This window comes from Bacillus sp. SRB_331 (assembly GCF_003264175.1).
Classification (GTDB): domain Bacteria; phylum Bacillota; class Bacilli; order Bacillales; family Bacillaceae_G; genus Bacillus_A; species Bacillus_A mycoides.
Map to the genome: position 1 here is coordinate 152,598 of NZ_NADV01000043.1, position 24,831 is coordinate 177,428.

The following is a 24,831-nucleotide window of genomic DNA, read 5'->3' on the forward strand; positions in this document are numbered from 1 at the left end:
ATGGAAACGACTGTAAAAAAACAAAAGAAAAATCTAGAAACAAAGAAACCATCAATTTATTCTTTACAACTTCATGAAATGCAAGATTGGTTAAAGGAACAAGGGGAACCTAAGTTCCGTGCAGGACAAATTTTTGATTGGCTATATAAAAAACGTGTAAAAAATTATGAGGATATGTCAAACCTTGCTAAAGGATTGCGCGATAAATTGTCGAATTCCTTTGATATTACTACTTTAAACACTTTAGTAAAACAAACGTCTTCGGATGGAACGATTAAATTCCTATTCCAGTTATACGATGGATACTCTATTGAAACTGTACTAATGCGACATGAATATGGAAATTCCATTTGTGTAACAACACAGGTGGGTTGCCGCATTGGCTGTACGTTCTGTGCTTCTACACTTGGTGGGTTAAAACGAAACTTAGAGGCTGGAGAAATTGTAGCGCAAGTAGTAGAAGTTCAGCGTGCGCTTGATGAAACAGAAGAACGTGTAAGTTCTCTTGTTGTTATGGGAATTGGAGAGCCATTTGATAATTATGATAACTTAATGTCATTCTTACGCATTGTAAATCATGAAAAAGGAATTCATATTGGTGCAAGACATATGACAGTTTCAACAAGTGGAATTGTTCCAAAAATTTATAAGTTCGCTGAAGAAGATATGCAAATTAATTTTGCGATTTCATTGCATGCCGCAAATACAGAGATACGTTCAAAATTAATGCCGATCAACCGTGCTTATAAGCTACCTGATTTAATGGAAGCTGTTAAATACTATGTAAATAGAACAGGGCGTCGTATTACATTTGAATATGGCTTATTTGGAGGAGAAAATGACCAAGTTGAGCACGCTGAAGAACTTGCTGCGCTCTTAAAAGGTGTAAAATGTCATGTAAACTTAATTCCGGTAAACTACGTGCCAGAACGTGATTATGTACGTACGCCACGAGAGCAAATTTTCTTATTTGAAAAGACGCTAAAAGATCGTGGAGTGAATGTAACCATTCGCCGTGAACAAGGTCATGATATTGATGCAGCCTGCGGTCAGTTGCGTGCAAAGGAGCGCAAAGAAGAGACGAGGTGACTAGATGAAAGCCGTGTTTCTATCGGATAAAGGAAAAGTTCGTCAACATAATGAAGATAGTGCAGGAGTTTTTCGCAATTTAGATGGAAATATTTTAGCGGTAGTAGCAGATGGAATGGGAGGTCATCGAGCTGGCGATGTAGCTAGCTCGATGGCTATTCAATTATTCCATGATTATTGGAAGCAAACGCATAATATGAATGAGCCTAAAAAGGTAGAAAAGTGGTTACATACTAACGTTGGAATTATTAATGAGCGCATATATGCTTACTCTCAGCAGCATGCAGAATGTAATGGCATGGGAACAACGCTTATAATAGCCATTTGTACATCGAATTTTGTGACGATAGGTCATATAGGAGATAGTCGTTGTTATATGGTATCAGAGGGGAAAATGACGCTTGTAACGGAAGATCATTCGCTTGTAAATGAACTTGTAAGACATGGCGAAATTTCAAAGGAAGATGCAGAATATCACCCGAAAAAGAATGTTTTGTTAAGAGCATTAGGAAATGAAGAAACAGTTGGATTAGATGTTAAAACATTGGTGCTTGAAGAAGATGATCAATTACTTCTTTGCTCGGATGGATTGTCTAACAAAGTTTCTATTGCTGATATGCAACAAATTTTACAATTGAATGAACAGCTCGAGGCGAAGGGAGAGCATCTCATTCAATTAGCAAATGATCGTGGTGGAGAAGATAATATTACCCTCGTTATTATTGATTATACGGATTCGACAAACGAAAGTAGGTGAAGTGCAACGTGCTGATTGGAAAACGCTTAAATGACCGTTATAAGCTGCTGAAAATGATTGGCGGTGGAGGAATGGCCAATGTATATTTAGCTCATGATGATATACTCGGCCGAGATGTAGCGGTAAAAATATTAAGACTCGACTATTCAAATAATGAAGAGTTTATTAAACGTTTCCATCGAGAAGCGCAATCTGTTACAACGTTGTCGCATCCAAATATTGTGAATATGTATGATGTTGGGGAAGAGGATGATATATATTATCTTGTAATGGAATATGTACCTGGACGAACATTGAAGCAATACATAATTGATCGAGGGATGTTACCGATAGGAGAGGCTCTTGATATAATGGAGCAGTTAACGTCCGCTATGGCACACGCCCATCATTTTGAGATTGTACATCGTGATATTAAACCGCACAATATTTTGATTCGAGATGACGGAGTGGTCAAAGTAACAGACTTTGGAATTGCGACAGCTACAAGTGCAGCAACAATTACACATACAAATTCGGTGCTCGGTTCGGTGCATTATTTATCACCAGAACAAGCGCGCGGCGGTATAGCGAATAAACAATCAGATATTTATTCACTTGGCATTGTTATGTTTGAATTGTTAACAGGAAGACAACCGTTTTCTGGTGAATCTGCTGTTGCAATTGCGTTAAAACATTTACAAAATGAAATGCCATCTCCAAAAAGATGGAATGACAATATTCCACAAAGTGTTGAAAATATCATATTAAAGGCAACTGCGAAAGATCCGTTCCATCGATATCAATCTGCTAACGCGATGAAACGAGATATTGAAACAGCACTATACCCAGAACGAATAAATGAACAACCATTTTACATACCAGAAGATATGGAAGCAACGAAAGCGATTCCAATTATTCAACAAGAACAACTATTTCAAAATGTAAGTGATGAAACGATTGTATTAAAAGGAAGTAAAGTGGATGAACAAGTAAGAAAAGAAGAGACCAAATCAGGTAAGAAGAAAAAGCGAAATAATAAATGGCTGAAAGTTTTAATTACAACATTTTTACTTTTAGCGATAGGGATAACATTAGCACTTACTGTTATTCCAGGCTTCTTTATTCCGAAAGATGTGAAGGTTCCTGATGTGGCTGGTATGAAATATACGACAGCTGTAAATACATTAGTTGAAAAAGGTTTTGAAGTTACTGAACCTAATCTTGTATATACAGATGATGTTGAAGCCGGAAACGTGATAAAAACAGATCCTATAGCAGGAAGAGTAGTGAAAGAAAACTCTAAAATTACTATCTATCAATCAGGTGGGAAAAAGAAAAGTAAGATGCGTGATTTGACAGGAAAAGATTTCGAGAGTATAAGAGCTGAGTTAGAAGAAAAATATAAACAAGTTACAATAAATTATATTGAAAATGATAAGCCGAAAGGTGAAATTGTAGAGCAAATACCAACGCCTGATCAAATGGTTATAGAGACAGAACAAGAACTGAAAATTTGGGTAAGTAAAGGACCTTATCAAATAAGACCAGGTGATTTTTCAGGATGGACTGAAAATAGTGTAAAAGGTTATTTAAATGAAAGAAAGCTTGTTTCTGATATACAAAGAGAGTATTCAGATAAGGTTGATAAAGGTCTTGTTATTTCACAGTTACCAAAGCCTGGGACACCTTTAAAAGAAGGAGATAAAGTATCGATTGTTATCTCCGATGGTCCGAAGCCTAAAGTGACGAAAACGGTAAAAGTGGATAACATTTCTATCCCATATGAAGCTTCTGTAACAGGTGAGAAAAAGCCGCAAACAATAGAAATTTATAAAGAAGATATGCAGCAAAAAATGGATAAACCAGTTGAAACGAGAACAATTACTGAGTCAGCGATTATTTCTTTAGAATTTGTAATTCAAGAAGGTGCAAAGGGACACTATAAAATTGTCCGAGATGGAGTAACGATTATGGACAAGGAAGTACCATATCCAGCTCAATAATAGTGAATTCCATCGTCCTTATATAGAAGATGGAATTTATTACTCTTGCCTGTTATGCTGTCTACATCGTGGACTGTATAACAGGCAAAAATATATGATTCAAAAAGCTGTAAAAGTGATACTGTTGTAAATAATATTTCAAATTTGATGGTAGATTAAATATATGAACCTGGATATATATTTGGTGGGCTTTGAACTAATTGTTTAAAGAACGCTAGTCTATTCATATTTAATGGCAGTTTCATTTTATACAAAATAAAGGAGAATTATATGCCAGAAGGAAAAATTGTAAAAGCTCTAAGTGGGTTTTATTATGTGCAGAATGAGGAAGGGATTACACAATGTCGTGGGCGTGGTGTATTTAGAAAGAATAAAATTACGCCACTTGTAGGAGACCAAGTTGTTTTTCAAGCGGATAATCCGAATGAAGGTTATGTGTTAGAAGTATTTGATCGGAAAAATGAACTTGTTAGACCTCCTATTGCTAATGTTGATCAAGCTATTCTTGTTTTCTCTGCGGTAGAACCAGATTTTAATCCAGGACTGTTAGATCGATTTTTAGTATTAATTGAATATCATAACATTAAACCAATTATTTGTATTAGTAAGATGGATTTAGTAGATGAAAAAATGAGAGAAACTGTTGAATCTTATGCAAATGATTATCGTGAAATGGGTTATGATGTGTTGTTTACTTCTATAAATACATCGGAAAGTATTGATATTCTGAAACCATTCTTAGAAGGTTGTATTTCCGTCGTTGCAGGCCAATCTGGTGTTGGGAAATCTTCAATGCTAAACGTATTACGTCCAGATTTAGAATTGAAAACTAATGATATTTCTTCACATTTAGGACGTGGAAAGCATACGACAAGACACGTAGAATTAATTACAGTTGGAAGCGGACTTGTTGCGGATACACCTGGTTTTAGTTCGCTTGATTTCATAGATATAGAGGTAGAAGATCTTACATATTGTTTTCCAGAGTTGAAAGAAGCGAGCCAATACTGTAAATTTAGAGGGTGTACACACCTTGCTGAACCGAAATGTGCGGTGAAAGCTGCGGTTGAAGAAGGAAAGATTACCGAATATCGTTATAAGAATTACAAACAATTCGTAGAAGAAATTAGAGAGAGAAAGCCGAGGTATTAGTCATGATTAAAATTGCACCATCGATTTTATCAGCAGATTTTTCAAGATTAGGGGAAGAGATTAAAGATGTAGAAAAAGGCGGAGCTGACTACATTCACGTCGATGTAATGGATGGGCATTTCGTACCAAATATTACGATTGGACCATTAATTGTAGAAGCAATCCGTCCGATTACATCATTACCGTTAGATGTACATTTAATGATTGAAAATCCTGATAACTATATCCCAACTTTCGCAAAAGCGGGAGCGGATATTATTACTGTTCATGTAGAAGCGTGTCCTCATTTACATCGTACAATTCAGTTAATTAAATCTCATGACATTAAAGCAGGGGTTGTATTAAATCCGCATACTCCAGTTTCAACGATTGAGCATGTATTAGAAGATATAGACATGGTATTACTTATGACAGTAAATCCTGGATTTGGCGGGCAGAAGTTTATTCATTCTGTATTACCGAAAATCAAACAAGTTGCAGAAATGGTTAAAGAGCGAAATCTAGAAGTGGAAATTGAAGTTGATGGTGGTGTCAACGCTGAAACGGCAAGACTTTGTATTGAAGCAGGAGCGAATGTTCTTGTAGCGGGATCAGCAGTATACAATCAAAAAGACCGCGGTGAAGCAATTCGTGTAATTCGCGGATAAAGAATGAACGAACCTTTATCCTAGTGAAGCTTCTAGTTCATTAAGACTTCACTATTTATACATGTTAGAGTGGCAAATAAGGAGAAAGGCAATCTACCGAATGGCAGATTGCCTTTTTACAATAGAAGGGGAAGGAAAAATGATTATTCATATTTTAGCGGGAGGACCTGCAGAATACTGCGCAGATTTTTCGCGGTATGAAAATGAAGAAGTAGTTTGGGCGGCCGTTGATAGAGGAGTGTACCGTTTGTTGAAAAGAGGAATCACTCCGGTTGTTGCGTTTGGGGATTATGATTCAGTTACTGATGAGGAATTAGCATGGATGAGGCAGCAAACAAATGAATTACATATCGTCCCGCGAGAAAAAGATCAAACAGATTTAGAAATTGCAATTAGCTGGGCTTTAGAACAGAAACCAAAATTAATTCGTATTTTTGGTGCTACTGGTGGAAGACTTGATCATGGTTTAGCAAATATTCAGATGCTTTTAAAGGGATTAGAAGTAAATATAGAAATGTGTATTGTGGACAATAAAAATGAAATAATGGTGAAAAAGTTTGGTATGTATATAATTGAAGGAAACGAACATTTTCCATACGTATCATTTGTACCAGTTACTGAAAGGGTAGAAGGTATTACACTTCACGGTTTTAAGTATCCCCTTACTAATAAAATAATAGAGTGGGGATCGACACTTTGTATTAGTAATGAACTCGTTGAGGAAAAAGGTACTTTTTCATTCACTTCTGGCATATTAATGATGATAAGAAGCACTGATTGAAGAAACAATTTTGCTCCTTGCATCATATAGTGAACAAGTGGAGTAATGGGGATTAGGAGGGAAACCATGAGATTTTATACAATTAAGTTACCTAAATTTCTTGGTGGAATTGTTCGTGCGATGTTAAATACCTTCAAAAAAGACTAAAAAAAGCACCTATTACCGGTGCTTTTTCCAATGGTATAATAAAAAAAGAGCCTAGCGGCTCTTTTTTTTATTATTAAACACGTTCGATTTTGCCAGATTTTAATGCTCTAGCAGAAACGTAAACACGTTGAACTTTTCCGTCGATGCGTACGCGAACTTTTTGAAGGTTAGCGCCCCATTTACGTTTTGTAGCGTTCATTGCGTGAGAACGAGAGTTACCAGAACGAGCTTTTCTTCCAGTGATAGCACAAACACGAGCCATTTATATTTCCCTCCCTTAACTACCGTAACATACGTAATTTTTCAATATTAGTCTTTTATGCGATGCTAAAAACACTACTATAATTTAACACAACTAAAAAGAGAATGCAACACCGTAGGAAAAAGAAATCAAGAAAAAATACTTGACACTATATGTCAATGAAGAAAAGGTGAAATCAAGAAAAATTGCTTGACATATTATAGTGGTACATGTTGTATAATAACAATGGACTATTTTGCTCATCATAAAAAAATGTAATTTAAAACATAAAATATGAGAGTGAAAAAGAAAGAACGATGGAATTTTCTTTAAAAAGATTATATGATAGTAACTAAAGTAGTCTAGCTCACTTTCACCATTTATGAAGGGGGAAACGAGATGTCAATTGAAATTAAAACGAAGTACGGTCAAATTGATATTAGTACAGATGTAATTGCAACAATTGCTGGAGGTGCCGCAGTAGATTGCTACGGTATCGTAGGTATGGCATCAAAAAATCAGTTAAAAGATGGATTAACAGAAATTTTACGAAAAGAAAACTTCACTAGAGGCGTTATTGTTCGTAAAAATGAAGATGAAGTACATATTGATATGTATATTATTGTGAGCTATGGTACGAAAATTTCAGAAGTAGCACATAACGTGCAGACTAAAGTGAAATATACATTAGATCAAACTGTAGGACTAGCAGTAGATTCTGTAAACATCTACGTACAAGGAGTTAAAGTAATAAACTTGTAATGTGCATTAAGGAGGAAAATCTGTGTCAATTCAAAAAATTGATGGAAAACGTTTATCACAAATGATCATTCAAGGAGCCAATAATTTAACAAATAATGTTCAGCTTGTTGATGCATTAAACGTATTCCCAGTTCCAGATGGCGATACCGGTACAAACATGAACTTATCAATGACTTCAGGCGCACGTGAAGTGAAAGCAAATCCTTCGCAGCATGCTGGTAAAGTCGGTGTAAGTTTAGCCAAAGGATTATTAATGGGAGCTCGTGGTAACTCTGGGGTTATTTTATCTCAGTTATTCCGTGGTTTCTCTAAATCCATTGAACAAAAAGAAGAATTAACGACAGTTGATTTTGCTGCAGCTTTAGAAGCTGGAGTAGAGGCAGCTTACAAAGCGGTTATGAAACCAATTGAAGGAACGATTTTAACGGTTGCAAGAGAAACGGGTAAATATGCAGTGACAGTTGCGAAAAAACAGCGCGACTTTGTTTTGTTTATGGAAGACGTTGTAAAAGAAGCAAACGCATCGTTAAATCGTACGCCAGATTTATTACCTGTATTAAAACAAGTTGGCGTTGTAGATAGCGGTGGTAAAGGTCTTGTTGTTGTATATGAAGGATTTTTAGCTGACTTAAAAGGAGAAATGATTTCTTCTAATATGCCTGCCCAACCATCTATGAATGACATGGTACGTGCAGAACATCACCGTAGTGTACAAAGCCAATTGAGTACAGAAGATATTAAGTATGGATATTGTACGGAGTTCATGGTGAAATTAGAGCCTGGAAAAATGAAGGAACATAATTTCTCTGAACAAAAATTCCGTGAAGATATTAGTGTGTACGGAGATTCACTACTTGTTGTATCGGATGATGAGGTTGTAAAGGTTCATATTCATGCGGAACATCCTGGAGATCCTATGAACTATGGACAACGTTACGGTAGTCTAATTAAGATCAAAGTAGAAAATATGCGTGAACAGCATACTGCTTTATTAGATGAACCTACCATGGTACCTGAACAAACGAATCAGCCAATAGAGAAACAACCGTATGGTATTGTAACTGTAGCTATGGGATCGGGTATTAAAACTCTATTTGAGAGCATTGGTGCAACGAAAGTTATCGAAGGTGGCCAAACGATGAATCCGAGTACGGAGGATATTGTGAAGGCGATTGAAGAGGCGAATGCTGAAAAAATCATCATCTTACCAAATAACGGGAATATCGTGATGGCAGCAGAACAAGCAGCGTCAGTTGTAGAACAAGAAGTTATTGTTATTCGTTCAAAAACAGTTCCTCAAGGTATGGCTGCAATGTTAGCATTTAATCCAGTTGGAACGCTAGAAGAGAATGAAGAAAACATGAAAGAAGCTTTAGCTCATGTGAAAACAGGTCAGATTACGTATGCTGTTCGTGATACGGAAATTGACGGTGTAGCGATTCAAAAAGATGATTTCATGTGTATTGCAGATGGGAAAATTGTATCTACAAATGCTGAGAAAGTAGGAGCTGCAAAGCAATTACTAGAAGCGCTAATTGATGAGGATTCTGAAATCGTAACGATTCTACAAGGTGAAGATGCAACAGATGAAGAAGTGGCTAAATTAGTTGCGTTTGTAGAAGAGAACTTTGAAGATGCAGAAGTAGAAGTACATGCAGGGAACCAACCGGTGTATTCTTTCATCTTCTCTGTAGAATAAGAAAAGATTCAATTTGAAAATAAATGGGTTACTTACTTGCTAATGGATAAGAAATAGTGATATGAAGTTTATTACTAGTTTTTATTCAAAAGGCTAGCATATTGATGATAGAAAAGAGCCTTGCTGCTAATAGTGAGGCTCTTTTCTTACGTATTGTACAACTTTGTTTTATCCCGCTATTTGTGGGCAGTAAAACTTCGACTCCCTATATTCGCCTGGAGCAAAGAAGTTAAGTGGGAGATTAACTGTCCGTAAACGCCCACTGATTATAGTTTCACTTTATACAGAGGGATTAGAGTAGTTTCTCTTAGAATGCCTATGATAGAATATATAAGGTGAAAGAGAGCGATTACAGGTGTCAATGATAATAATGGATAATCAATAGAATGAATCAAAGAAAATAATGTGACGGAGCGTGAGAATCTTGAATGAAGTTGTACAAGTTCCTGTTACGGATGTAAAGGGAATCGGAGGAGAAACATCTGAGTTGTTACACGAGATGGGAATTTATACAGTTTCTCATCTATTAGAACATTTTCCGTACCGCTATGAAGACTATGCGATGAAAGATCTTGCTGAAGTAAAGCATGACGAGCGTGTAACGGTTGAGGGGAAAATTCATAGTGCTCCTTTACTGCAATATTATGGGAAGAAGAAGTCACGTCTTACAGTTCGTGTTCTCGTCGGTCGTTATTTAATTACAGCTGTATGTTTTAATAGACCATACTATAAACAAAAGTTAAATTTAGATGAAACGGTAACGATTACTGGTAAATGGGATCAGCATCGCCAAACAATTGCTGTATCAGAACTGAATTTTGGACCGGTTGTACGACAACAAGAAGTAGAACCTGTATATTCAGTGAAAGGAAAACTGACAGTAAAACAGATGCGCCGGTTTGTTGCACAAGCATTTAAGGAGTATGGAGATTCTATAGTCGAAGTGTTACCAGATGGTTTGTTAAGTCGATATAAATTATTATCACGCTATGAAGCGCTCAGAGGGTTACATTTTCCAGTGGGACAGGAAGACTTAAAGCAAGCGCGTCGCCGTTTTGTATATGAGGAGTTTTTCTTGTTTCAGTTGAAAATGCAAACATTACGGAAAATGGAAAGGGAAAACTCGAAAGGGACGAAAAAGGAAATTTCATTAGTAGAATTGCAAGAGTTTACTGATGCGCTTCCGTTTCCATTAACTGGCGCACAACGCCGGGTTGTAGATGAAATAATGAAAGATATGATATCTCCGTACCGAATGAATCGATTATTGCAAGGGGATGTAGGTTCTGGGAAAACAGTTGTTGCTGCGATTGCTCTTTATGCGGCGAAATTGGCTCATTATCAAGGTGCTTTGATGGTTCCTACAGAAATTTTAGCCGAGCAACATTATCAGTCGCTCGCGGAGACGTTTTCACATTTCGGTATGAAGGTTGAATTGCTAACAAGTTCTGTTAAAGGTGCGAGACGTCGAGAAATTTTGTCGAGATTAGAACAGGGAGAAGTAGACATCCTTGTTGGAACGCACGCTTTAATTCAAGACGAAGTTATATTTCATAGGTTAGGTCTCGTTATTACCGATGAACAGCATCGATTTGGTGTGGCGCAGCGCCGGGTTTTACGTGAGAAAGGTGAAAGTCCAGATGTATTGTTTATGACGGCGACCCCAATCCCGCGTACGTTAGCTATCACCGCATTTGGAGAGATGGACGTTTCTATTATCGACGAAATGCCAGCTGGTAGAAAGGTAATCGAAACGTACTGGGCAAAACATGATATGTTAGATCGTGTCCTCGGTTTTGTGGAGAAAGAGATAAAAAAAGGAAGACAGGCATATGTTATTTGCCCTCTTATTGAAGAGTCTGAGAAGCTTGATGTACAAAATGCTATCGACTTACATAGTATGCTGACTCATCATTATCAAGGGAAATGCCAAGTTGGATTAATGCATGGGAGACTATCATCTCAAGAAAAAGAAGAGATAATGGGACAGTTTAGTGAAAGTAAAGTGCAAATTCTTGTGTCGACAACAGTTGTTGAAGTAGGCGTGAATGTACCAAATGCGACTGTTATGGTTATTTATGACGCGGAACGTTTCGGTTTATCACAGCTCCATCAGCTGAGGGGGCGTGTTGGGCGTGGTAGTGAACAATCATATTGTTTATTAATTGCGGACCCGAAATCAGAAACGGGAAAAGAAAGAATGCGCATTATGACTGAAACAAATGATGGATTTGTATTGTCAGAAAAAGATTTAGAGTTACGAGGTCCTGGGGATTTCTTTGGAAGTAAGCAAAGTGGTCTACCAGAATTTAAGGTTGCTGATATGGTACATGATTATCGGGCGTTAGAAACAGCAAGACAAGATGCAGCGATACTAGTTGATTCAGAAGCGTTTTGGCATAATGATCAGTATGCTTCGCTGCGTACTTATCTTGATGGGACAGGTGTGTTCCAGGGAGAGAAGCTCGATTAAAAGTAGTCTGCAAAAGTTTTTGTTGCATTCTACTTTTAATGATTATATACTACTTTTAGTACCTAGTCATAAAAATGGATGGTGCGGTATGAAAAAAAGAAGAAGTAAAAAAGAAAGACAAGAATTATTACAACAAACAATAGAAACGAATCCTTTTATAACGGATGAAGATTTAGCGGAAAAATTTCAAGTGAGCATACAAACTGTTCGTCTTGATCGTATGGAATTATCTATTCCTGAATTAAGAGAACGAATTAAGCATGTGGCTACAAAACAACATGAAGAAGATGTGAAATCTTTACCGTTAGAAGAGGTTGTCGGAGAAATTATTGATATAGAATTAGATAGACATGCGATTTCTATCTTTGAAGTAAAGGTAGAGCATGTATTTAAAAGAAATCAAATTGCTCGTGGGCATCATTTGTTTGCACAAGCAAACTCACTAGCTGTTGCGGTTATTGATGAAGAATTAGCTTTAACTGCAAAGTCCACCATTCGATATATTCGTCCTGTAAAATTAGGAGAGCGTGTTGTTGCAAAAGTACGTGTTGAAGATGTAGAGAATGATAAAGGACGGACGGTTGTCAAAGTGCGTAGTTTTGTTGGAGAAGAACTTGTCTTTACAGGCACTTTTGAAATGTATCGATCTAGTAATTATAGTGAGGAAGGTAACAACTTATGAAAATCGCAATAGATGCAATGGGCGGCGATCATGCACCAAAGGCTGTAGTATTAGGAGCAATGAAAGCTATTAAGGAATACTCAGATTTACATATTACGTTAGTAGGGAAAGAAGAGGGAATTCGTCAATATTTAACGAGTGAAGAGCGAATTACTATACTTCATACGGACGAAAAAATTGAATCGACAGACGAACCAGTAAGAGCGGTTCGTCGAAAAAAACAAGCTTCAATGGTACTAGCGGCGCAGCAAGTAAAAGACGGCGTAGCGGATGCTTGTATATCAGCAGGTAGTACAGGAGCTTTGATGGCAGCTGGATTGTTTGTTGTTGGTCGTATGGAAGGAATTGAACGACCAGCTTTATCACCTACAATGCCAACTGTTGATGGAGAAGGTTTTGTTATGTTAGATGTTGGAGCCAATGTTGATGCAAAACCAATTCATTTATATCAATATGCAGTAATGGGCTCTGTTTACGCAGAGAAGGTAAGAGGAATTAAAAATCCACGCGTTGGACTTTTAAACGTTGGAACAGAGGATGGTAAAGGAAACGAGCTTTCAAAACAAGTCTTTGCTATGCTCAAGGATGCACCAATTAATTTCGTTGGAAACGTTGAAGCAAGAGATTTATTGCAAGGTGTAGCAGACGTTGTTGTATGTGATGGTTTTACGGGTAATGTAGCGCTAAAATCATTAGAAGGAACAGCACTTGCGTTATTCTCTATGTTAAAAGAACAATTAATGAGTTCGTTTACGAGCAAATTAGCAGCAGCGGTATTAAAACCAAAACTTATGGTATTGAAAGATAAAATGGATTATTCGGAGTATGGGGGAGCGGCGTTGTTTGGATTGAAAGCTCCTGTCATTAAGGCTCACGGTTCTTCTAATGACCAATCGATATTTAGTGCGATTCGTCAAACGAGAGAAATGGTAGCGAAAGAAGTAATTCCTACAATTTCAAGTGTAATGGAGAAGGAGCCGCTTCAATAAGAGGAGGATTTGAAATGGGAAAAATAGCATTTCTTTTTCCGGGCCAAGGTTCACAGGCAGTTGGAATGGGTAGACAGTTAGCGGAGAATAATAAAGAGGTTGCGAAAGTGTTTGCAAAAGCGGATGAGGTTTTGCATGATTCTCTTTCAGAAGTGATTTTTGAAGGACCGCAAGAAAAGTTAACATTAACGACAAATGCGCAGCCGGCACTATTAACAACGAGCTTTGCAATTTTAACAGCTTTGAAGGAGTATGATATTACACCTGATTTTGTCGCAGGACATAGTTTAGGTGAATATAGCGCTCTTGTAGCTGCTGGTGCATTAACATTCGAAGACGCTGTATATGCTGTAAGGAAACGCGGGGAATATATGGAAGAAGCTGTTCCAGGCGGGGAAGGTGCAATGGCAGCTATTTTAGGTGCGGATCCGGATATGCTGAAACGAGTTACAGAAGAAGTAACAAGTGAAGGATATGCAGTACAAATTGCTAATATGAATAGTACGAAGCAAATTGTTATTTCTGGAACAAAGCAAGGAGTAGAACTTGCTTCTCAAAGAGCGAAAGAAAATGGTGCTAAAAGAGCAATTCCGCTCAAAGTAAGTGGACCGTTTCATTCCTCGCTTATGAAACCAGCTGCTGAGAAATTCCAAAGTGTTTTAAATGAAATTACAATTCAAGACACGAATATTCCTGTTATTGCAAATGTTACGGCAGATGTTATTACGCGTGGTACAGATATTCAAGCAAAGCTAATTGAACAGCTCTATTCGCCTGTATTATGGTACCCATCTATTGAGTATATGGTGAATCAAGGGGTAGATACATTTATTGAAATCGGACCTGGAAAAGTACTTGCTGGTCTTATGAAGTCGATTGATTCTTCAGTGAAAGCATATGCGGTATATGATGAAGAGACATTAAAAGATACCATTTCAAATTTGAGAGGAGAAAGCTGATGTTAAAAGGGAAAGTAGCATTAGTAACTGGTGCTTCACGTGGGATTGGTCGTGCGATTGCTATTGATTTAGCGAAACAAGGGGCAAATGTTGTAGTGAATTATGCTGGTAATGAGCAAAAGGCGAATGAAGTAGTTGATGAAATAAAGAAATTAGGTTCAGATGCCATTGCAGTAAGAGCAGATGTTGCAAATGCTGATGATGTTACTGCAATGGTGAAACAAACTGTAGATACGTTTGGACAAGTTGATATTCTTGTAAATAACGCTGGTGTAACAAAAGATAATTTATTAATGCGTATGAAAGAAGAAGAATGGGATACAGTTATTAATACAAACTTAAAAGGTGTTTTCTTATGTACGAAAGCAGTATCGCGCTATATGATGCGTCAACGTCATGGACGTATTATTAATATCGCTTCTGTTGTTGGTGTAACAGGAAACCCAGGACAAGCAAATTATGTTGCCGCTAAAGCTGGTGTAATTGGATTAACAAAAACATCAGCAAAAGAATTAGCGAGCCGAAATATTACTGTAAATGCAATTGCTCCAGGGTTTATTGCGACTGATATGACGGATGTATTAGATGAAAATATAAAAGCCGAAATGTTAAAATTAATTCCTGCAGCTCAGTTTGGAGAAGCACAAGATATCGCAAATACTGTAACGTTTTTTGCTTCTGATAAAAGTAAATATGTTACAGGTCAAACGTTAAATGTTGATGGCGGTATGGTAATGTAATAAAAGAATCGATTTCACCTAGTTTTTTTGGACAATATTTTATATAATATTTGAGGGGAGGTGAACAGAATGGCAGATGTTTTAGAGCGTGTAACCAAAATTGTCGTTGATCGTTTAGGAGTAGAAGAAACTGAAGTAGTACCAGCTGCAAGCTTCAAAGAAGATTTAGGCGCAGACTCCCTAGATGTAGTAGAACTTGTAATGCAATTAGAAGATGAATTCGAAATGGAAATTTCTGATGAAGATGCTGAAAAGATTGCTACTGTTGGCGATGCTGTGACTTACATAGAGAGTCATCTATAATGCTTAAGTGAAGTCCCGTTTTTTAACGGGGCTTCTCGGCTTATATCTGGAGGGACCTATGCCGTACCGAAAACATAGAGAAAAAAAATACGAAGCAAAATATCGTGAAGCTTTTAAAGTATTTCAAGAAGAGATAGGTATTACGTTTACAGATGAAAAATTATTGATTCAAGCGTTTACGCATTCATCGTATGTGAATGAGCATCGAAAAAAACCGCATGAGGACAATGAGCGTCTTGAGTTTCTTGGCGATGCTGTATTGGAACTCACTGTATCACAGTATCTGTTTCAAAAATATCCGACAATGAGCGAAGGAGAGTTAACAAAACTACGTGCAGCTATTGTATGTGAGCCATCTCTTGTTCGTTTTGCAAACGAAATGTCATTTGGTAGCCTTGTTTTATTAGGGAAAGGTGAGGAAATGACGGGTGGACGTGAACGACCAGCTTTATTAGCGGATGTCTTTGAAGCGTTTATTGGTGCCCTTTATCTTGATCAAGGGCTAGAAACAGTTTGGGGATACTTAAAAGAAGTTGTATATCCAAAAATTAATGAAGGTGCTTTTTCTCATGTGATGGATTATAAGAGTCAATTGCAAGAATTGATTCAGCGTGATGGTAGTGGCAATGTTGAGTATCAAATTTTGCAAGAAAAAGGACCGGCCCACAACCGAGAATTTGTGTCCCGTGTAACTTTAAATAATGAGGCATTAGGTCTTGGAAGTGGTAAGTCAAAAAAAGAGGCAGAGCAACAAGCTGCTGCAGAAGCATTGAAAAAATTAAAAGAACAATCATAAGGAATCCCCCTTTGAATGAGGGGGATTCCTTATGCATAGAATGAAACTTTCCTTTTATTTATAAATAAAAGGAGTGGGAAATCCGTATAGTAGTTTGTTTTCGTACAGACAACGTTTACAACAACGGAGAATAGGAGGAAGGCCTTTCGTGTTTTTAAAAAGATTAGAAATAGCAGGATTTAAGTCTTTTGCTGAGCGTGTATCTGTCGATTTTGTTCCAGGTGTAACTTCTGTAGTAGGACCTAACGGGAGCGGGAAAAGTAATATTACTGATGCAATTCGCTGGGTACTTGGTGAACAATCTGCAAAGTCATTACGCGGTGCAAAGATGGAGGATATTATTTTTGCCGGCAGTGATACGAGAAGAGCGGTTAATGTTGCTGAAGTTACATTAACTTTAAATAATGAAGACCAACGCTTACCGATTGAGTATAACGAGGTGTGTGTAACGCGTCGTGTATCTCGTTCGGGTGATAGTGATTTTTATATTAATAAACAATCTTGTAGATTAAAAGATATTATTGATTTATTTATGGACTCTGGTATGGGAAGAGAAGCTTTTTCGATTATTAGCCAGGGGAAAGTCGAAGAGATTTTGAGTAGTAAATCAGAAGAACGTCGTGGTGTATTTGAAGAAGCTGCGGGTGTGCTGAAATATAAACTTCGTAAAAAGAAAGCTGAAGGGAAATTGGCGGAAACACAAGAAAACTTAAATCGTGTACAAGATATTATTCACGAATTAAGTAGTCAAGTAGAACCACTAGAAAGACAAGCTTCTATTGCGAAAGATTATCTTGAGAAAAAAGAAGAATTAGAGAAAGTAGAAGCTGCGCTTATTGTACATGAAATTGAAGAATTACATGAAAAGTGGGAAGCGCTTCGAAATCAATTTGGGCATAATAAAGATGAAGAAGCTAAAATGTCGGCGAACTTACAAAAAAGTGAAGAAGAGCTTGAGGAATTACGCGGGCAATTACAAGCCGTTGATGAATCTGTAAATTCCTTACAAGAAGTTCTACTTCTGTCTAGTAAAGAACTAGAAAAACTAGAAGGGCAACGCGAGCTGTTAAAGGAAAGAAAGCAAAATGCAACGACACATTGTGCGCAGCTTGAAAAGCTAATTGTTGAGTTAACAGAGAAAACTACAAGTTATGATGGCGAAATTGAAACAAGTACAGAAGCTTTAATGCAATTTGTGAATCAAGTAAAAGAATTGGAGAAGAAATTGCATGATAACGAGCAATTACTTGCGACTTTTGCTGAGAATTTAGAGGAACAAATTGAGAATTTAAAAGGTGACTATATTGAACTTTTAAATCAACAAGCAAGTCTTCGTAATGAATTATCTATGATTGAAGAACAATCAAAACAGCAAAACTCTAAAAACGAACGACTTGATGAAGAAAATGAAAAGTATGTACAGATGCGTGTGGAAATTACAGCGAAAAAGGCGAAACTTGTAGACAGTTATGAGCAAGCGAGAGAGAAAATAGCTGGCATTATTTCTAACATACAGAAGACAGAAACGGCACTTGGGAAATGTAAGTCACAGTATAGTGAAAATGAAACGAAACTGTATCAAGCGTATCAATTTGTGCAACAGGCGCGCTCTCGGAAAGAAATGTTAGAAGAGATGCAAGAGGACTACTCTGGCTTCTATCAAGGGGTACGTGAAGTATTAAAGGCTAGAGAAAATAGACTACAAGGTATTGAGGGAGCTGTTGCAGAACTTCTGACTGTGCCGAAAGAATATGAAATCGCAATGGAAATCGCCCTTGGGGCAGCGATGCAACATATCGTAGTACAAACAGAAGAGCATGCTCGTAATGCAATTGCATTTTTAAAGCAAAATAAACATGGCCGTGCAACGTTTTTACCTCAAGCTGTTATTAAAAGCCGATCGCTATCATTTGATCAATTACGCATTGTGAATCAGCATCCATCGTTTGTCGGTGTAGCGGCAGAACTTGTGCAGTACAATAATAAATATGAGAATGTAGTTTCAAGTTTATTAGGTACAGTTGTTGTTGCGAAAGATTTACGCGGAGCAAATGAGTTAGCGAAACAACTGCAATACCGCTATCGTATTGTAACACTCGAAGGTGACGTAGTGAACCCGGGTGGTTCTATGACGGGTGGAGCTGTAAAACAGGCGAAATCCTCTTTATTGGGACGTCAACGTGAACTTGAAGAGTGGACTAAAAAACTAACTGACATGGAAGAAAAAACAACGAAGCTAGAAAACTTTGTTAAAGCAGTAAAGCAAGAGATTCAAGAAAAAGAAGTACAAATACGAGAGCTACGCCAAGGTGTAGAGACCGAACGTGTAGATGAACAGAAGCTAAGAGAAGAAATTAATCGTTTAGAATTAGATGAACATCGTATTAATGATCGTTTATCGATTTACGATTTAGAGATTGAAGGATTTTTACAAGATCAAGTAAAAATGCAAGGGCGCAAAGAAGAGTTAGAAAAGATTTTAGCGACTCTTCAAGCTGAGATTGGGGAATTAGATAGCAAAATCGTCGTTTTAACGAAACAAAAAAGTGAACAATATTCTTCAAAAGAAAAAGTTCAGAAGGAAATGACGGAGCTAAAAGTACAAGCTGCTGAACAACAACAACGTTTGTCTAATCAAAAAGAAAAAGTCGAACGATTGACGAAGGAAAAAGAAGAGACTGATGCGACGCTTGTAAAAACGAAAGAAGATTTAGCGTTCTTAAAGCAAGAGATGACATCTAATTCAAGTGGCGAAGAACAAATTACGAATATGATTGAGAAGAAAGCGTATGATCGTAATCAAACTTCGGAGTTAATTCGTTCTCGTCGTGAACAACGCGTATCATTGCAAGAAAGAGTCGAGCATTTAGAGCGCGGTGTGAAAGAAACAATAGGTAAACATAAATATATTCTTGAGATGCTGAAAGATCAAGAAGTGAAAATTAACCGACTTGATGTAGAGCTGGAAAATAGATTGCAACATTTACGTGAAACATATACTATTTCATTTGAAGCAGCAAAACTTAAGTATACAATGATGATGCCTGCAGAAGATGCACGTAAAAAGGTGAAACTAATTAAACTATCCATTGAAGAGTTAGGCGCAGTAAATTTAGGGGCAATTGATGAGTATGAACGTGTAGCAGAGCGCCATACATTCTTATTAGAGCAAAGAGATGACCTAGAACAAGCGAAATCGACATTGCATCAACTTATTACGGAAATGGATGAAGAGATGAAAAAACGCTTTTCTACTACATTCGAAGGGATTCGAACAGAGTTTCAATCTGTATTCTCTGAATTATTCGGAGGTGGAAGAGCGGATTTAGTAATGACGAACCCAGAAGATTTACTAAATACGGGTATTGATATTGTAGCGCAACCACCAGGGAAGAAACTACAAAATTTAGGTTTACTTTCAGGGGGAGAGCGTGCTTTAACGGCAATTGCGCTCTTATTTGGTATTTTAAAAGTACGCCCAGTTCCATTCTGTGTTCTAGATGAAGTGGAAGCAGCTCTTGATGAGGCAAACGTTGCTCGTTTTGCGCAGTATTTAAAGAAATTTAGTGATGAAACGCAGTTTATTGTAATTACACACCGAAAAGGTACAATGGAAGAGTCTGATGTATTGTACGGTGTAACAATGCAAGAATCAGGGGTGTCGAAGCTTGTTTCTGTTCGTTTAGATGATGGCGAAGAACTTGTTGCAAGTAGATAGGAAGGATGGGAAGTATGAGCTTTTTAAAAAAATTAAAAGAAAAAATTTCAAAACAAACGGATACGGTAACAGAGAAGTTTAAACAAGGATTAGAAAAAACGAGAAATTCATTTGCTGATAAAGTAAATGACTTAGTGTACCGTTACCGCAAAATAGACGAAGATTTCTTTGAAGAATTAGAAGAAATTTTAATTAGTGCGGATGTCGGAGTTTCGACAGTGATGGAATTAATTGATCAGTTGAAAGAAGAAGTGCAACGTCGTAACATTCAAGATCCGAAAGAAGTACAGGCTGTTATTTCTGAAAAGCTAGTGGGAATTTACAAAGGTGACAGCGATTTTAGTAATGAAGTTAATATACAAGAGGATCAATTAACAGTAGTTTTATTTGTTGGTGTGAATGGTGTGGGGAAAACGACGACGATTGGTAAGCTTGCACATAAATTTAAATCAGAAGGTAAGTCTGTCCTATTGGCGGCAGGAGATACATTCCGTGCTGGGGCGATTGAGCAATTAGAAGTATGGGGCGATCGTGTTGGTGTAGAAGTAATTAAACAAGGGTCAGGATCTGATCCAGCGGCTGTTATGTATGATGCTGTACAAGCGGCAAAGGCCCGTAAAGTGGATGTATTGCTATGTGATACAGCGGGACGCTTACAAAATAAAGTAAACTTAATGAATGAGTTAGAGAAAGTGAAGCGCGTAATTGAGCGTGAAGTACCAGGGGCTCCTCATGAAGTATTACTTGTTATTGATGCAACAACAGGGCAAAATGGTTTAAGTCAAGCGAAAACATTCCGTGAAGCCACGAATGTTACTGGTATTGTTTTAACGAAGTTAGATGGAACTGCTAAAGGTGGTATCGTCTTAGCGATTCGTAACGAAATGGATGTTCCGGTGAAATTTGTTGGGCTAGGAGAGCAAATGGATGATCTGCAACAGTTTGATCCAGAACAATATGTTTATGGTTTGTTTGCGAACGTAGTAGAAACAGAAGAAGTGTAAGGGAAAGAAGCGGTATTTCCGCTTCTTTTTTTATAAAAATATGTGATGTTAAGAAAAAAACTTGACACTCTTTTATACTCCATGTAAACTAAGTCATGTAAAGGGAAATCACTTAACAAAGGATGATCCAACATGCTCGAGAAAACAACGAGAATGAACTATTTATTTGATTTTTATCAATCGTTGTTAACGCAAAAACAAAGAAGTTATATGTCGCTTTATTATCTAGATGATTTATCTCTTGGTGAAATTGCGGAAGAATTTGATGTAAGTCGCCAAGCCGTGTATGATAACATTAAACGGACTGAAGCGATGCTTGAAGAATATGAAGATAAATTAGTATTACTTCAAAAGTTTCAAGAGCGACAGCGACTTGTTGCAAAGCTAAAACAGCTAATCAGCGAAGAAGAGCATGTAAATGAAGAAATGAAACAAGTTGTTGAAGCTATCGAAAAATTAGATTAGGAGGGCGGCAATATGGCATTTGAAGGATTAGCCGACCGACTTCAACAGACAATGCAAAAAATCCGCGGCAAAGGAAAAGTTTCTGAAGCCGATGTAAAAGAAATGATGAGAGAAGTTCGTCTAGCTCTTTTAGAAGCGGATGTTAACTTTAAAGTAGTAAAAGATTTTATAAAGCGTGTGTCTGAGCGTGCTGTCGGACAAGATGTAATGAAAAGTTTGACACCTGGACAACAAGTAATTAAAATCGTACAGGAAGAACTTACAGAACTTATGGGCGGAGAGCAAAGCAAAATTGCTGTTGCTAATAAGCCACCTACTGTTATAATGATGGTTGGTCTGCAAGGTGCGGGTAAAACAACGACGACAGGTAAGCTTGCAAATTTGCTTCGTAAAAAGCATAATCGTAAACCGATGCTTGTTGCAGCGGATATTTACCGTCCAGCAGCGATTAAACAGCTTGAAACATTAGGGAAGCAATTGGACATGCCTGTTTTCTCCTTAGGAGATCAAGTAAGTCCGGTTGAAATTGCGAAACAAGCGATTGCGAAAGCAAAAGAAGATCATCACGATTACGTTTTAATCGATACAGCGGGTCGCCTGCATATTGATGAAGAACTAATGGGTGAATTAGCGAAAGTCAAAGAAGTTGCGAAACCGGATGAAATTTTCCTTGTTGTCGATGCGATGACAGGACAAGACGCGGTAAATGTAGCACAAAGTTTCCATGAACAGTTAGGATTAACAGGTGTTGTATTAACGAAATTAGATGGTGATACGCGCGGTGGTGCGGCATTATCTATTAAGGCTGTAACAAATACACCAATTAAATTTGCTGGTATGGGTGAAAAACTAGATGCAATTGAAGCGTTCCATCCAGAACGTATGGCATCCCGTATTTTAGGGATGGGCGACGTCTTAACATTAATTGAAAAAGCGCAAGCTACAGTTGATGAAGAGAAAGCAAAAGAACTTGAGCAAAAAATGCGTACGCTTTCGTTTACGCTTGACGATTTCCTAGAACAACTTGGACAAGTGCGTCAACTTGGACCGCTTGACGAATTGTTAGGAATGCTTCCTGGTGCAAATAAAATTAAAGGGCTGAAAAATGCACAAGTTGATGAAAAACAAATTGGTCATATTGAGGCAATTATTCGTTCTATGACTAAAGTAGAACGAGAACAACCGGAAATAATCAATGCTAGTCGTAAAAAGCGCATTGCCAAAGGTAGCGGTACAACGGTACAAGAAATCAATCGTCTAATCAAGCAATTTGATGATATGAAAAAAATGATGAAGACGATGACGGGAATGCAAAAAGGTAAGAAAAAAGGACTAGGTGGATTGAAGTTTCCATTCATGTAAGGAAAAAAGATGGCTCTGTTAAGAAAAAATACTTTACAAAGCAATAGTCTTTTTGCTAATATAATTATCTGTGTGAAATAAATTCGGAGGTGCTTTATAAATGGCAGTTAAAATTCGTTTAAAACGTATGGGAGCTAAAAAAACTCCTTTCTATCGTGTAGTTGTTGCAGATTCTCGTTCTCCTCGTGACGGACGTTTCATTGAGGAAATCGGTACTTACAATCCGGTTGCTCAACCAGCGGAAGTTAAGATCAACGAAGAAGCAGCATTAAAATGGTTAGGAAATGGTGCTAAACCATCTGATACAGTTCGTAACCTTTTCTCTAACCAAGGTATCATGGAGAAATTCCACTTATCTAAACAAGGTAAGTAATTGAGGCAATGACAATGAAAATGTTAGTCGAGACAATTGTTAAACCTCTTGTGGATCATCCTGGAGATGTAAAAGTTACACAGGAACTTTGCAACGGAGAAATAAAGTATCGATTAACTGTACATCCTGAGGATGTTGGAAAAGTCATTGGAAAGCAAGGGAAAGTTGCGAAAGCGATTAGAATGCTCTTGTATTCAGTGGGACATCATAATGATGAGAACGTCACACTGGAAATTCAATAAACGTAAAAAGGGCGAGGAGTTATTTCCTCTCCCTTTTTTAACATTTAAAGAGAAATTGCATGTTCCATATATAAAATGGAAATGCTTAATTTATATAGAAACCAGGGGTGACATACTATTTATGACAAAATGGTTTAATGTAGGGAAAATTGTAAATACTCATGGCGTAAAAGGAGAAATTCGTGTTATTTCTCGTACTGATTTTCCAGAAGAGCGATATAAAGTAGGGAACACGTTATACATATGGGATGAGAAAGGTACAGACTATCTTACAGTGAAGGTAACTTCTCATCGTCAACATAAGACATTTGATTTATTAACACTTGAAGGATACAACAATGTAGATGAAGTAGAGAAGTTAAAAGGTTCTTTAATAAAAGTACCAGAAGAGCAGTTAGGCGAACTAGCTGAAGGTGAATACTACTACCATGAAATTATTGGTTGCAACGTTGTAACGGAAGAAGGAGAAGCGTTAGGAACAATCAAAGAGATTCTATCTCCTGGTGCGAATGACGTTTGGGTGATTAAACGTCCAAAGGGTCAAGATTTGTTAATTCCTTATATTGATGACGTTGTACTTCAAGTTAACATTGAAAATAAATTAGTAACCATTCATGTAATGGAAGGGCTACTATAATGAAAATTGACATTTTAACATTGTTTCCAGATATGTTTACGGGTGTATTTGGTTCTTCAATTTTAAAGAAAGCACAAGAAAAAGAAGCGGTAGAGCTTCGTGTTGTCAATTTTCGTGAGTATACAACTAGTAAGCATAATAGTGTAGATGATTATCCGTATGGTGGGGGCGCTGGTATGGTATTAACCCCACAGCCTATCTTTGACGCAGTAGAAGAGTTAACGAAGGAAACAGACCGTAAGCCGAGAATCGTCTTAATGTGTCCACAAGGAGAGCGTTTCACGCAGAAGAAGGCAGAAGAGCTTGCTGGAGAAGAGCATGTTATTTTTGTATGTGGCCATTATGAAGGATACGATGAACGAATTCGTGAGCATCTTGTAACAGATGAGATTTCTATTGGGGATTACGTATTAACGGGTGGAGAATTGGCTTCTATGGTAGTCACTGACAGTGTTGTACGTCTTTTGCCAGGAGTGCTTGGGAATCAAACGTCACAAGTGGAAGACTCTTTTAGCACAGGTTTGTTAGAACACCCACATTATACACGTCCTGCTGATTTTCGTGGTATGAAGGTACCGGATGTACTAATGTCAGGAAATCATAAAAACATTGATGAATGGCGCCATAAAGAGTCACTACGTCGTACGTACACACGTAGACCGGATTTACTGGAAGAACGAGAATTATCTAAGCAAGAAGAGAAATGGCTGGAACAGATTAAAGAAGACCGATAAGGGCTTGATATATTTTCTATTGCAACAGTCCTAGCAATATGCTATTATAACATTTGTGCTACTGAAATCAGTAGCCGTATTAACGATGTTCCGCTGT

25 protein-coding genes are annotated in these 24,831 nt (G+C 37.4%); 24 read left to right on the plus strand and 1 reads right to left on the minus strand.

The features are described from left to right. The 7 genes from rlmN to spoVM all read left to right on the plus strand — a co-directional run bounded on the left by rlmN (position 1) and on the right by spoVM (position 6,555). The gene (gene rlmN, locus B5P42_RS25275) at positions 1-1,089 is read left to right on the plus strand and encodes a dual-specificity RNA methyltransferase RlmN (protein WP_002014500.1); all 1,089 of its coding nucleotides are present in this window, start codon (positions 1-3) and stop codon (positions 1,087-1,089) included. Between the two features lie 4 nt (positions 1,090-1,093). Further along, the gene (locus B5P42_RS25280; RefSeq protein WP_002066780.1) at positions 1,094-1,846 is read left to right on the plus strand and encodes a Stp1/IreP family PP2C-type Ser/Thr phosphatase; all 753 of its coding nucleotides are present in this window, start codon (positions 1,094-1,096) and stop codon (positions 1,844-1,846) included. An 8-nt stretch (positions 1,847-1,854) separates the two neighbouring features. Continuing rightward, positions 1,855-3,828, plus strand: coding sequence for a Stk1 family PASTA domain-containing Ser/Thr kinase (gene pknB / locus B5P42_RS25285; protein WP_113735502.1), 1,974 nt, complete (start codon positions 1,855-1,857; stop codon positions 3,826-3,828). 270 nt (positions 3,829-4,098) lie between these two features. Next, complete coding sequence (rsgA, locus tag B5P42_RS25290; protein ID WP_002014503.1) at positions 4,099-4,980, plus strand: ribosome small subunit-dependent GTPase A; 882 nt, start codon at positions 4,099-4,101, stop codon at positions 4,978-4,980. A gap of 2 nt (positions 4,981-4,982) precedes the next feature. Beyond that, the gene (rpe, locus tag B5P42_RS25295) at positions 4,983-5,627 is read left to right on the plus strand and encodes a ribulose-phosphate 3-epimerase (RefSeq protein ID WP_002014505.1); all 645 of its coding nucleotides are present in this window, start codon (positions 4,983-4,985) and stop codon (positions 5,625-5,627) included. A 100-nt stretch (positions 5,628-5,727) separates the two neighbouring features. Beyond that, entirely contained in the window at positions 5,728-6,408 is a 681-nt protein-coding gene (locus B5P42_RS25300) for a thiamine diphosphokinase (protein WP_113735503.1), read from the plus strand. 66 nt (positions 6,409-6,474) lie between these two features. Then, on the plus strand, positions 6,475-6,555 hold the full coding sequence (gene spoVM / locus B5P42_RS25305; protein ID WP_001213599.1) for a stage V sporulation protein SpoVM: 81 nt from the start codon (positions 6,475-6,477) through the stop codon (positions 6,553-6,555). A 73-nt stretch (positions 6,556-6,628) separates the two neighbouring features. On the opposite strand, the gene rpmB is transcribed toward spoVM, so the two are convergent. Continuing rightward, a complete protein-coding gene (gene rpmB, locus B5P42_RS25310; RefSeq protein WP_000124776.1) occupies positions 6,629-6,817 on the minus strand; it encodes a 50S ribosomal protein L28 in 189 nt (62 codons plus the stop codon). A 378-nt stretch (positions 6,818-7,195) separates the two neighbouring features. Between rpmB and B5P42_RS25315 the strand changes: the two genes are divergently transcribed. From B5P42_RS25315 to trmD, 17 genes are all read left to right on the plus strand, one after another. Then, positions 7,196-7,558 (plus strand): Asp23/Gls24 family envelope stress response protein, encoded by a 363-nt coding sequence (locus tag B5P42_RS25315; RefSeq protein ID WP_002014507.1) that lies wholly within the window; start codon positions 7,196-7,198, stop codon positions 7,556-7,558. 22 nt (positions 7,559-7,580) lie between these two features. Next, on the plus strand, positions 7,581-9,257 hold the full coding sequence (locus B5P42_RS25320) for a DAK2 domain-containing protein (RefSeq protein WP_113735504.1): 1,677 nt from the start codon (positions 7,581-7,583) through the stop codon (positions 9,255-9,257). A gap of 424 nt (positions 9,258-9,681) precedes the next feature. Further along, the gene (gene recG, locus B5P42_RS25325) at positions 9,682-11,730 is read left to right on the plus strand and encodes an ATP-dependent DNA helicase RecG (protein WP_113735505.1); all 2,049 of its coding nucleotides are present in this window, start codon (positions 9,682-9,684) and stop codon (positions 11,728-11,730) included. Positions 11,731-11,818: 88 nt separating this feature from the next. Next, a complete protein-coding gene (gene fapR / locus B5P42_RS25330; RefSeq protein ID WP_000747354.1) occupies positions 11,819-12,412 on the plus strand; it encodes a transcription factor FapR in 594 nt (197 codons plus the stop codon). Then, positions 12,409-13,401, plus strand: coding sequence for a phosphate acyltransferase PlsX (plsX, locus tag B5P42_RS25335; protein WP_113735506.1), 993 nt, complete (start codon positions 12,409-12,411; stop codon positions 13,399-13,401). The genes fapR and plsX overlap by 4 nt, the downstream gene beginning before the upstream one ends. 14 nt (positions 13,402-13,415) lie before the next feature. Further along, a complete protein-coding gene (gene fabD / locus B5P42_RS25340) occupies positions 13,416-14,360 on the plus strand; it encodes an ACP S-malonyltransferase (protein WP_002128825.1) in 945 nt (314 codons plus the stop codon). Then, a complete protein-coding gene (fabG, locus tag B5P42_RS25345) occupies positions 14,360-15,100 on the plus strand; it encodes a 3-oxoacyl-[acyl-carrier-protein] reductase (RefSeq protein WP_113735507.1) in 741 nt (246 codons plus the stop codon). Before fabD ends, fabG begins: the two co-directional genes overlap by 1 nt. Positions 15,101-15,169: 69 nt before the next feature. After that, a complete protein-coding gene (gene acpP / locus B5P42_RS25350; RefSeq protein WP_002014515.1) occupies positions 15,170-15,403 on the plus strand; it encodes an acyl carrier protein in 234 nt (77 codons plus the stop codon). Between the two features lie 58 nt (positions 15,404-15,461). Next, the gene (gene rncS, locus B5P42_RS25355) at positions 15,462-16,199 is read left to right on the plus strand and encodes a ribonuclease III (RefSeq protein ID WP_002033792.1); all 738 of its coding nucleotides are present in this window, start codon (positions 15,462-15,464) and stop codon (positions 16,197-16,199) included. Between the two features lie 148 nt (positions 16,200-16,347). Beyond that, positions 16,348-19,917: a chromosome segregation protein SMC gene (gene smc / locus B5P42_RS25360; protein ID WP_113735508.1), complete on the plus strand. Its 3,570-nt coding sequence runs from the start codon at positions 16,348-16,350 to the stop codon at positions 19,915-19,917. Between the two features lie 14 nt (positions 19,918-19,931). Next, positions 19,932-20,921: a signal recognition particle-docking protein FtsY gene (ftsY, locus tag B5P42_RS25365; RefSeq protein WP_002088200.1), complete on the plus strand. Its 990-nt coding sequence runs from the start codon at positions 19,932-19,934 to the stop codon at positions 20,919-20,921. Between the two features lie 132 nt (positions 20,922-21,053). Beyond that, positions 21,054-21,386 carry a putative DNA-binding protein gene (locus tag B5P42_RS25370; RefSeq protein WP_000891061.1) on the plus strand — a complete coding sequence of 111 codons (333 nt, stop codon included), beginning with the start codon at positions 21,054-21,056 and terminating at the stop codon, positions 21,384-21,386. Between the two features lie 12 nt (positions 21,387-21,398). Further along, the gene (gene ffh, locus B5P42_RS25375) at positions 21,399-22,748 is read left to right on the plus strand and encodes a signal recognition particle protein (RefSeq protein WP_002014519.1); all 1,350 of its coding nucleotides are present in this window, start codon (positions 21,399-21,401) and stop codon (positions 22,746-22,748) included. 100 nt (positions 22,749-22,848) lie between these two features. After that, positions 22,849-23,121, plus strand: a complete 273-nt coding sequence (rpsP, locus tag B5P42_RS25380) for a 30S ribosomal protein S16 (protein ID WP_000268750.1) — start codon at positions 22,849-22,851, stop codon at positions 23,119-23,121. Between the two features lie 14 nt (positions 23,122-23,135). Continuing rightward, positions 23,136-23,363 carry a KH domain-containing protein gene (locus B5P42_RS25385; RefSeq protein WP_002088196.1) on the plus strand — a complete coding sequence of 76 codons (228 nt, stop codon included), beginning with the start codon at positions 23,136-23,138 and terminating at the stop codon, positions 23,361-23,363. A 121-nt stretch (positions 23,364-23,484) separates the two neighbouring features. Continuing rightward, positions 23,485-24,000: a ribosome maturation factor RimM gene (gene rimM / locus B5P42_RS25390; RefSeq protein WP_002014521.1), complete on the plus strand. Its 516-nt coding sequence runs from the start codon at positions 23,485-23,487 to the stop codon at positions 23,998-24,000. Then, the gene (trmD, locus tag B5P42_RS25395; protein ID WP_002014522.1) at positions 24,000-24,734 is read left to right on the plus strand and encodes a tRNA (guanosine(37)-N1)-methyltransferase TrmD; all 735 of its coding nucleotides are present in this window, start codon (positions 24,000-24,002) and stop codon (positions 24,732-24,734) included. Before rimM ends, trmD begins: the two co-directional genes overlap by 1 nt. The last annotated feature ends 97 nt before the right edge of the window (positions 24,735-24,831 follow it).